At 42.9% G+C, this 8,272-nt stretch carries 9 protein-coding genes; 7 read left to right on the forward strand and 2 right to left on the reverse strand.

All coding sequences use genetic code 11. The features are described 5' to 3' along the window. Nucleotides 1-168: 168 nt before the first annotated feature. Nucleotides 169-1,023: a hypothetical protein gene (locus tag ACVCAM_RS22740; protein ID WP_000970401.1), complete on the forward strand. Its 855-nt coding sequence runs from the start codon at nucleotides 169-171 to the stop codon at nucleotides 1,021-1,023. Between the two features lie 8 nt (nucleotides 1,024-1,031). Here ACVCAM_RS22740 and ACVCAM_RS22745 read toward each other — a convergent pair whose 3' ends face one another. Next, nucleotides 1,032-1,844 (reverse strand): DNA adenine methylase, encoded by an 813-nt coding sequence (locus tag ACVCAM_RS22745; RefSeq protein ID WP_001121574.1) that lies wholly within the window; start codon nucleotides 1,842-1,844, stop codon nucleotides 1,032-1,034. 369 nt (nucleotides 1,845-2,213) lie between these two features. On the opposite strand from ACVCAM_RS22745, the gene ACVCAM_RS22750 reads away from it, so the two are divergent. The 5 genes from ACVCAM_RS22750 (at nucleotide 2,214) to ACVCAM_RS22770 (ending at nucleotide 6,261) form a co-directional block, all read left to right on the forward strand. Next, on the forward strand, nucleotides 2,214-3,377 hold the full coding sequence (locus tag ACVCAM_RS22750; protein ID WP_000114860.1) for a hypothetical protein: 1,164 nt from the start codon (nucleotides 2,214-2,216) through the stop codon (nucleotides 3,375-3,377). 247 nt (nucleotides 3,378-3,624) lie between these two features. After that, entirely contained in the window at nucleotides 3,625-5,316 is a 1,692-nt protein-coding gene (locus ACVCAM_RS22755; protein ID WP_000096325.1) for a DUF4942 domain-containing protein, read from the forward strand. After that, nucleotides 5,313-5,489, forward strand: a complete 177-nt coding sequence (locus ACVCAM_RS22760; protein WP_000070862.1) for a hypothetical protein — start codon at nucleotides 5,313-5,315, stop codon at nucleotides 5,487-5,489. Before ACVCAM_RS22755 ends, ACVCAM_RS22760 begins: the two co-directional genes overlap by 4 nt. A gap of 60 nt (nucleotides 5,490-5,549) precedes the next feature. After that, a complete protein-coding gene (locus ACVCAM_RS22765) occupies nucleotides 5,550-5,993 on the forward strand; it encodes a hypothetical protein (protein ID WP_001805248.1) in 444 nt (147 codons plus the stop codon). Beyond that, complete coding sequence (locus ACVCAM_RS22770) at nucleotides 5,980-6,261, forward strand: hypothetical protein (RefSeq protein WP_000535423.1); 282 nt, start codon at nucleotides 5,980-5,982, stop codon at nucleotides 6,259-6,261. Before ACVCAM_RS22765 ends, ACVCAM_RS22770 begins: the two co-directional genes overlap by 14 nt. 57 nt (nucleotides 6,262-6,318) lie before the next feature. Here ACVCAM_RS22770 and ACVCAM_RS22775 read toward each other — a convergent pair whose 3' ends face one another. Continuing rightward, nucleotides 6,319-6,945 (reverse strand): hypothetical protein, encoded by a 627-nt coding sequence (locus tag ACVCAM_RS22775; protein ID WP_000966518.1) that lies wholly within the window; start codon nucleotides 6,943-6,945, stop codon nucleotides 6,319-6,321. 372 nt (nucleotides 6,946-7,317) lie between these two features. Between ACVCAM_RS22775 and ACVCAM_RS22780 the strand changes: the two genes are divergently transcribed. After that, nucleotides 7,318-8,272, forward strand: a 955-nt coding sequence (locus ACVCAM_RS22780) for an Ig-like domain repeat protein (RefSeq protein ID WP_447093672.1), incomplete at its 3' end; no start/stop codon positions are given.

Below are 8,272 nucleotides of genomic sequence, written 5' to 3' on the forward strand. Positions count from 1 at the left end.
TTGCTTACGCAATGGGTTTTATCCCTCATAAAGATCTGCGAGTATAAATCTTTTACATTTAAATTCCCCTCTATCACAACCTTTTCAATAGTAAAAAAATGATAATCTTATTAATTATAATTTTTAATTTTTTGTATACCAATACCATACAGTTAAGGCTAAAAGGTGATGATGGAGATGGACTTTAAAATGCACAATGATCTGGGTCTCGGTTTCATTTGTAAAAATGCAAGAACATCGTCAAAGCCAACGTTAAGAAAAGTTACTTTTCCGGTAAGCGCATATGAAACGTCTAAGCTTTCTTTAACCGGTTTTCAATGCCCCACAGCCTGCCGATTTCCTTTTTTTGTGCTATGCATGATAATCCATAACCATCTTTCGTCTGCATGCCCTATCAACCAAAATGAATGTTCAAATCATATATCGCAATTTTCTATCGACATTAAAGTACAAGATTGGCTTAGCCGTTCAAGAGTAGCGTTTATTGATTTCCATAATCTAAGAAATACAGATAAAACCACATTAATAACAGTGGAACATCTTGAAGCTTTACTTACTGTTATGTCAACTACTCTTGTCGCTTACGCTCCATATTCAAAAAAGAGACTTAACTTTAGCTTTCTAAATTCATTTACTTTGTCTAAAACTTCTCAAAGTTACACATTAACTTTCCCGGTAGTTCTCAGTCCGCTTTTAGATGCTCTTGGCGGTTTCATTCAGGAATGCATAACCGAAAAATTGTTAAAACGACGAAATTCGAATTTCATGGTTTACGAGTATCTTAAACGTTCAGGCCAGAGCTCTCATAAAGTGGAGGACATTAATAACGACTTACAGCTTAAAACTCTAAATATAAGACTTATGAGCGTCCTTACTGGGCTTTCTCAGCAAGGACTCATTTCATTTATTTGCGAAGGAAAGAGGGGCGACCGGAGAATAGAAGAGCTTCAGTTTATACCTTATGTTCAACGAACTCACCCTGAGGTATTAACTTTTCAGGAATGGATTAGCCCCGTTGATTAGAATTAACTCTATTTCAGCACGGCCAGTATTTCTGTTTCCGTTTTCCGTGTATTTGGCTTACTTCCTACGGATCGGTAAGCGCTGAGTCTGTGTATGACGAATCCACGCTCTTCATAGAGGCCCAAAGTGAATGGTGTCAGGCTATTTGATATCGCAACAGCAGCGCCTTTTCTGTGAGCGTCAACGAGCATATTTGCTAACAGCACGTGGTCGCTTTGGCTGAACGGTTTACCATCGTAACTGACAAAACTAGTTTTGCTTGTTTTGTCATATGGCGGATCACAATAAATCTGATCTCCTTCGCCGGTTGCGGCCAGAGTCTCCTCAAAACCAGCGGTGATCAGTTCAATACCTGAAAGACGAAATGAAAGGTAGTCTATTTTATTGAAGTCAAGCTTCAGTTCTGTATGTTTCCCCCAGGGCACTGAATAGATTCTTTCTGAGTTATAGCGGCACATACCGTTATAGCCCAGGCGATTCAGGGAGTAAAACAAAGCCGCTCTTTGAAGCGGTTGACCAGAAATACAGGTTTTGTTGAAACGGTCCCTCATCTCATAGTAGTCCTTTTCGACAAAGGTTTTATCCGCTAGGTTTTGGACCTGATTTATAAAGTTAGTTTTCTGTCTTTGAATAGTCCTGTATAGGTTGATCAAGTCTGGATTGCTATCTGCAAGCAATGCATTTTGTGCAAACATGTTCAGAAAAACGGCACCACCGCCTATAAAGGGTTCTACCCACCGGCAACTATGATCGTGTGGGTAGTGATGGCTGATGAAAGGCATCAGTTTCGTTTTTCCACCAGCCCATTTGATTATCGGCATGTGTCTGAGATGTCGAGTCAAAGTGTCTATACCTGAGAGAGAAATTTAGGTGCTGGTATCGTACCTAACCACGGGCTTTAACTAATAACTTAGGGAGCAAAAAAAAGTTGTTTAAGACGCACAGTTTTGACTTTCAGCATTGCGGATTTATAAGATTTTTCCTCACTGATACCTGAACTTTATGTTTTGGATTTATGTCTTTGTTTATGAAGCGATTTTGATGCCATCACAAGAAATGGGGAGCCCTCTTTTTTTGTGAAAAATCAGAATAGGCTCAAAAAGTACCTTTTTTGCGAAAAATTATGGATTTTTTTTTCGGTAGTATCCCCGCTACGCAGAAAGTAAGCAGAAAAATGTAACGGAGCCCCTATGAGTGTTTTACTGACAGAACCTACACAGCAAGCTAATGACAAGGTCTTTAAAACGGCCCATGTTGCCTTTTCAGTAGTTACTGGCACAGGTCGTTACGTCACTGGGCTTAAACAGTTCCGTGATGCAAACCCTGAACTTTGTACTGAAGTAAGTGACCAGAAAGCATGGGCTATCCACCCTTCAGTAATTCAGGTCACGCCAGGCTTCAACTCCCGCGAAATGGGAATGGGTGACGATTACTATAAGCTCCCTGAGGTTGAAGAACACATCTACAACATCAAGAATGCCTACATTCGAGGTGACTATGTAGACCCTATCCGAGTACGTGTCATTGATGGGGTACCTTTTGTTCGCCAGGGGCACTGCCGTTTAAAAGCCGCAATGATGGCATGTGATGAAGATCATGACATCACAATCCTTTGCGTTGAGATTAAAGAAGATGAAATTGGCTGTGAGCTCGCGACCATTGATGGTAACCGTGGTCTTGCGCTTTCTCCTGTTGCGCTTGGCGAGTCCTATCGTCGCCTACATTCTCTTGCTGGCTGGTCACTCGAACGAATTGCTCAACGTGAAAATAAAAGCCCGACGACCATCAGTTCTCTTATCCGCCTGACAACCTGTTCTGTTGTTATCAAGAAATGGATTCATGCTGACGCTATTTCGTATGTTAACGTGCTTTCACTGATCGATGAGCTCGGTGAAACAGAAGCAATTTCACGTATCAAGAAGATGATCGCGGAACTTGAGCAGGCCGATGCGAATGGCATCACGGTGAAAAAAACCCAACATGGTCAGGTACGAGTCAGACCTTCAGACTTCAAGCCAGCACGGATTCCGCCGGTTATTGCCACAAAAGCCGTAGAAGGCGTCAAACTCATCACCACCAGCTTATTACAGAAACTGGGGGATATTGAATTGCCGGAGATGACAGATTCAAGTGCTGACGAAGAAATCAACATTACGTTGAACCGCAGTACTCTGGAGATGCTGAGAAATCTTTCAAAAGAGATCACAGAATCAGAGAACAAGCAGCTTCGCCGTGCGGAGAATCGTCAGGCAAAACTTAATGGTGAGAAGCCAAAATACCCACGTAAAAAAAATGCTAAGAAGGCAGGGGAAGAGACCGATCAGGATACTGACCCACAGCCGGACGCAGAATAATTTACTTTTGGCAAAGTGTTGGTTTTGTCAGAGTCATTAAGGATTCAGGCTTTTTGCCCGCCTTTTTTAAACCTCCATGTATCGTTCTTGCCCCGTTTATGCGGGGCTTTTTTTTTGCTTCTTTCTATGAGTTGACATCTTTAAGTTTTATTCAGAGACATAAAAAACTTTTTCGTGTCACTGAACCTATTAGGTTACAGAGCGACGTTGCTATCCTGGTAAAAGTTTTTTCTAAAGGACCGGTAAAATGTCATCTCTTGATTCTGAAGCTAAACCCGATAATGCAGGTCACAGCGTACTGGCTTTAACAACCTCTCATAGCCTGGTGGTTAGCTCTTCTGAAACATTTCTTCCAGATATGCGCAAAGAGCTCGGCATTATCGCGGATCTTGTTGAGTCCTATAATGATGAACTCTGCTTGTTGAAACACATGGCTGTCCAGTTCAAAACCCACAATCACCAGAAACTTTATTCTTATCTCTCAGGCTACAACCACAGTATCTCTGAAGCGGATGCCTTGTTCGCGGAAAACGCTCTGAGATCTGAATACTGGAAACGCGTTATGGCACTCACTGATGTTTTGCCTATCATGTCGGATGCCAAACGTAACGAATGGGATAAGCAGTTTACGGCCGACCGCTATATTATGCCGCCTCAGGTGATCCCTGATTTCACAGCTGACGCTGTAGTAGGCACAGTCGTTGCTTTGCTTAATGACCGCAATCAATTTATTAAAGAAAGGGTTTACGACGTCTTCCAGTCTCTGAGCCGCAGTCATAAGACAAACAAAGCTTTTGGGTTCTCCACCCGCATGATCACTACCGGAGTTTGCGAGCCGTCTAAATACCCCTGGCAGAAATTAAGGGTGGATTTTAAAGAGTCTGGCATTTCACCACTGAGCGAGCTCCGCGTTATATGCGCATTCTTCCGTGGCGAACAGGTGAAGGCGATCCATAACACCAAATCATTGGTTGAGGCGTTGGTCGAACATGAGGGGTTCAGAAAATGGATCTGCATCGATGGCAACAGTATTCGTTTCAGGGTTTACAAAAATGGATCAATGCATATTGACGTCCACCCTGATATCGCCGAGCGGCTTAACAATATTTTATCAGCTATCGTACCGCTGGCATTACCTGCCGACCGCATGGCTCATAGCAAGAAATCTTTGGAGGCATTCCCTGTACTTAAGCAGTGCATCGACTTTGATACCCGGATGCAGCTTTCTGAACTAATGTTTAAAAATGACGGGGACAATAAATGGAGTTGCTGGACATCTTTAGGGTCTCTCGCCGAACGCAAATCTTCGAGTGTTGCCGCTGACACCCTTCGGTTCTTAGGGGCAACAGTAACAAAATACGATGTGACATTTTCCTATGATCCGTGTGAGGTTATTCGTTACATCGGCCAGATAGGGGAGATGCCTGATATTGTATCGCATCAGTTTTACCCTTCATCTTGCCGAATCAGCGAATATGTATATTCCCTGCTCGGTGCAGGGGAAGGGGATACCCTCCTGGAGCCTAATATTGGCCATGCGGATTTGCTTAAATCATTCCCTGCCGGTGTGATCGTTACTGGCATCGAGCTTGATACTTTGAATTGCCTTATCTCCCGGGCTAAGGGATACGATACGACAGAAGCTGACTTCCTCACATGGTCTAAGTCTAATCAACAGAAGAAGTTTGATTATGTCGTGATGAACCCACCTTTTGCCGATAACCGGGCCAGGCTGCATCTCCAGGCAGCTGCATCTCATCTCGCAGCCGGGGGATCTCTAGCAGCCGTTCTTCCATTATCTCTTCAGGGGCTCGATAACCTTCTGGGGGAAGAATTCCGGACGGAATGGATGGACGTTTTTGAGAACGAGTTTGAAAACACGACCGTTTCGGTTCGCATCCTGTACGCCGAACGTATTCAACAAGAGGAAGTCCTATGAGCAACCAACCCACCAGCCTGCCAGAAGAAGATATTGAGTTTGTTATGGATACCTTTCAGAGGAGCATGGGTAAATCCAAACCTGTCAGGGATACTCAAATAGAGGGCGAGAAACCGCAAAGTAAAGAGTCCGCAAACTCAACTGAAAACCCCGGTTATGAAGAATTCTTTTAATTACGCTCATGATATCCTGGTGCAGTTATTTAGAATGATATTTGAGGGATGGGGGACATTGTGATTAAAAGGCGTAACATTCGACGATCAGTTTATGGATTGCTTATTGTTCTTATCGCCGGAAATGTGTGGTTAGGCCTTAGAGCTGATAAAATTCATAAAGTGCGTTATCAGGATTTCTGGTCACCGGCAACTGTGATTAAAGTAACTGTAATGCCTTCAACGAATGAAATCCAGCTCAGTGGTAAAATCCCTAAATCGGTAAGAGTTTCAAACAATTATGTTGAGTACTCGTTACCGGGCACACTCTCGGACAAGACCATTTACCGAAGCGTGTTAGAAGATGAGATGCTCACTTTGCTTAATGCTGGAGGTCAACTTGAAGTTAAATACACTCTGGACAAGCAGACAAATCGAACTAAGGTATGCACTAAGTGCTTACGGGTGATTAAAGATATTAACCATCAATATTCAGCCACTGAGGTAAAGCATGGGCAGTCCTAAATTTGAAATTGCTGAGCAAATTAAAATGTGGATCGTTGTTTATCTAGTTTGCTTTTTAGCACTTTACTGTGTGTTAAGCGCTCTACATGCGCTTTATGATCCGCTAAATTTACCTGCCCTGACGTGGCCTATCAGCTGGTTCGTGGTGCCTGAAATGACAAGTTTTGGCAGTGCATTATTAGCTTTTGTCCTAACGCCAGGCCTTTGCTCTATAATTGCTGTTTTATTCGGTAAGTCTACCTTTAAAAAAGCTAAAACAAAAATATAGAGTTAATTAGATTGGTGGCTCAGGTTTATAAAACCTCTCACTAGAGAGGTTTATTTATTATTTTTGACTGAGATTAACAGCGTTTTCCATAAATGTATCAATAACAACCGTAAGAGACTGGCTGGTACCATGGCTATACTCAGGCCAAGGTAAAAAAGGATATGAAGAATACGCCATCAACATGATACTGGTTGGGCAACGCCAGTCCGTTGGAACACCTTTACTGTAATGGACAATCATAGCCGGGCGACTACAATCAATATCTCCAGCGTTTTTATCGAGTACGAAAGTAGCCAGAACGCCGGTGTCCTTCTGGGATACGAAAACAAGGCTGTCAGTAAAAATAAAGGCCATTAAGGAAGAGGCCAGGAAAGCGCCAGTAAATAAGGACTTCTTCTCTTTCCAAACGCGTCGAGCATATAACCCCATTAGCGCTACCGCTGAAACCATTCCGGACCACTGAGCACCCAAAGAAAAATCTGTTACTGTTTTAGATGTCATACTTTCATTAATAGTAATCATTGCGACAATGAATGGTGATGCAATTCCAAGTGTTGCTAGGACTATCAGCGATATTTCAGACCGGTTTTCTTTAGCGGATCCTTTACTTATTGCAGACATTGCTCTGAACATAACGAATGTACTGTTGAGCATCAGAAAACAGCATAAGAGCATGTATAACATTGGGTTTCCTCAACCTAGAAGTGATGGTTACCCTGTTATTTTACATAAATTTGACTCAACAGATGCTTTTAAAATCTCGCTTCCTTGAATTTAAAAACATATCAGCACAATTGGCAAACATAAAGGAGCAGCGTCTATCAAAAGTTACTTTTATGATTGGTTGAATACTCATTTTGAAGGCTAAAATCCAAAAAAGTGGGTACAAAAAGTTACTTTTGCGTCATCCAGATGCACTGCCGCCATTTTGCATTCTGTACGTTGGTTGCTTTCTCACTTGATGTCTCTTTTAACAGGCAAATTATCACTTTATCCGACCGGACCTTGTAGGCTGAATCCGTAGAATAAGGCTATAACCTATTCCCGGAGCATCATATGCGTAAAACTCTAATTGGCTGCATGGTTGCAACTGCCCTTGCTACTGTATCTTCGGCACATGCTCAGGTATTTAGCTACTCATTTACAGATACCAATAAGGCTGTTCGGAATATTAAGCCTGCAACACAAACATATCTTAATCCCGCTGGTGTTTTGACTCTGAACTTGATATCGGGTCTTGATCGGTACGAGCGAGTGACGGTCACACGAGACAGCGATAAAAAGGTTATGTATTCCTCCGTCTCGACCAAAACGAGCGTTGCAGATCGTATCGTTGCTGCCGATGGAACAGAATACTATGGAAAGGATATGGTTCTACCGGCGCTCGGAGAAGGGACCTTTACTGTAGTCAATGAAACTCTGGATATTCGCCAGACTGTAGTGAGCACATCTACTTATCATTTCATCGTTGATACAACTCCTCCACGCTATAAGAGTATTTATCCGAGTCAAAACGCAGGTTACGACATGGTACTTTCTGGGCCACTTTGGGAGTTGGGCCGAGGCGGTAGTGGCCAGTTTTCTATATTTGCAGACGGTATTGAGGATGCTAGTGGAATTGCCAAGATCCGTCTTGTCATTAAACGAAGTAATGGTTCTGTGGTCTCCGACAATAACCTGAGTTATGACACAGCCAATAAACGTGCGTTCTATCCGTGGATTAAAGATATGAACACCCAGGCTGGCATGCCCTCAAGTGATCTTGATGAAGAATTCACCTTCAATTTCATCGTTACGGACCTGGCAGGAAATACGCTTAACATTCCTCCCCAGCGGTTTTTATATGACGATCAAATGGGAGAATTTACGCCATTTGCAGTTCATGACTCACGTGTAAGCACCAGTGTTGTACCCGGCATTTCTTCGGGATACGTCCCGTTTAAACGAGGCCTTACAGTGCTGGAAAACCCCTACAAGTTGGTTATACGTATCCCAAGAACTAACTGGAAGC

It is taken from the genome of Enterobacter sp. CFEC122 (genome assembly GCF_052983755.1).

What these genes read in the sequence shown, in the direction of transcription:
- ACVCAM_RS22755 (WP_000096325.1), top strand. Translation starts at nt 3,625, where the DNA reads ATGTCATCTCTTGATTCTGAAGCTAAACCCGATAATGCAGGTCACAGC.
- ACVCAM_RS22750 (WP_000114860.1), top strand. Translation starts at nt 2,214, where the DNA reads ATGAGTGTTTTACTGACAGAACCTACACAGCAAGCTAATGACAAGGTC.
- ACVCAM_RS22745 (WP_001121574.1), bottom strand. Translation starts at nt 1,844, where the DNA reads ATGCCGATAATCAAATGGGCTGGTGGAAAAACGAAACTGATGCCTTTC.
- ACVCAM_RS22770 (WP_000535423.1), top strand. Translation starts at nt 5,980, where the DNA reads ATGGGCAGTCCTAAATTTGAAATTGCTGAGCAAATTAAAATGTGGATC.
- ACVCAM_RS22760 (WP_000070862.1), top strand. Translation starts at nt 5,313, where the DNA reads ATGAGCAACCAACCCACCAGCCTGCCAGAAGAAGATATTGAGTTTGTT.
- ACVCAM_RS22740 (WP_000970401.1), top strand. Translation starts at nt 169, where the DNA reads ATGATGGAGATGGACTTTAAAATGCACAATGATCTGGGTCTCGGTTTC.
- ACVCAM_RS22775 (WP_000966518.1), bottom strand. Translation starts at nt 6,945, where the DNA reads ATGTTATACATGCTCTTATGCTGTTTTCTGATGCTCAACAGTACATTC.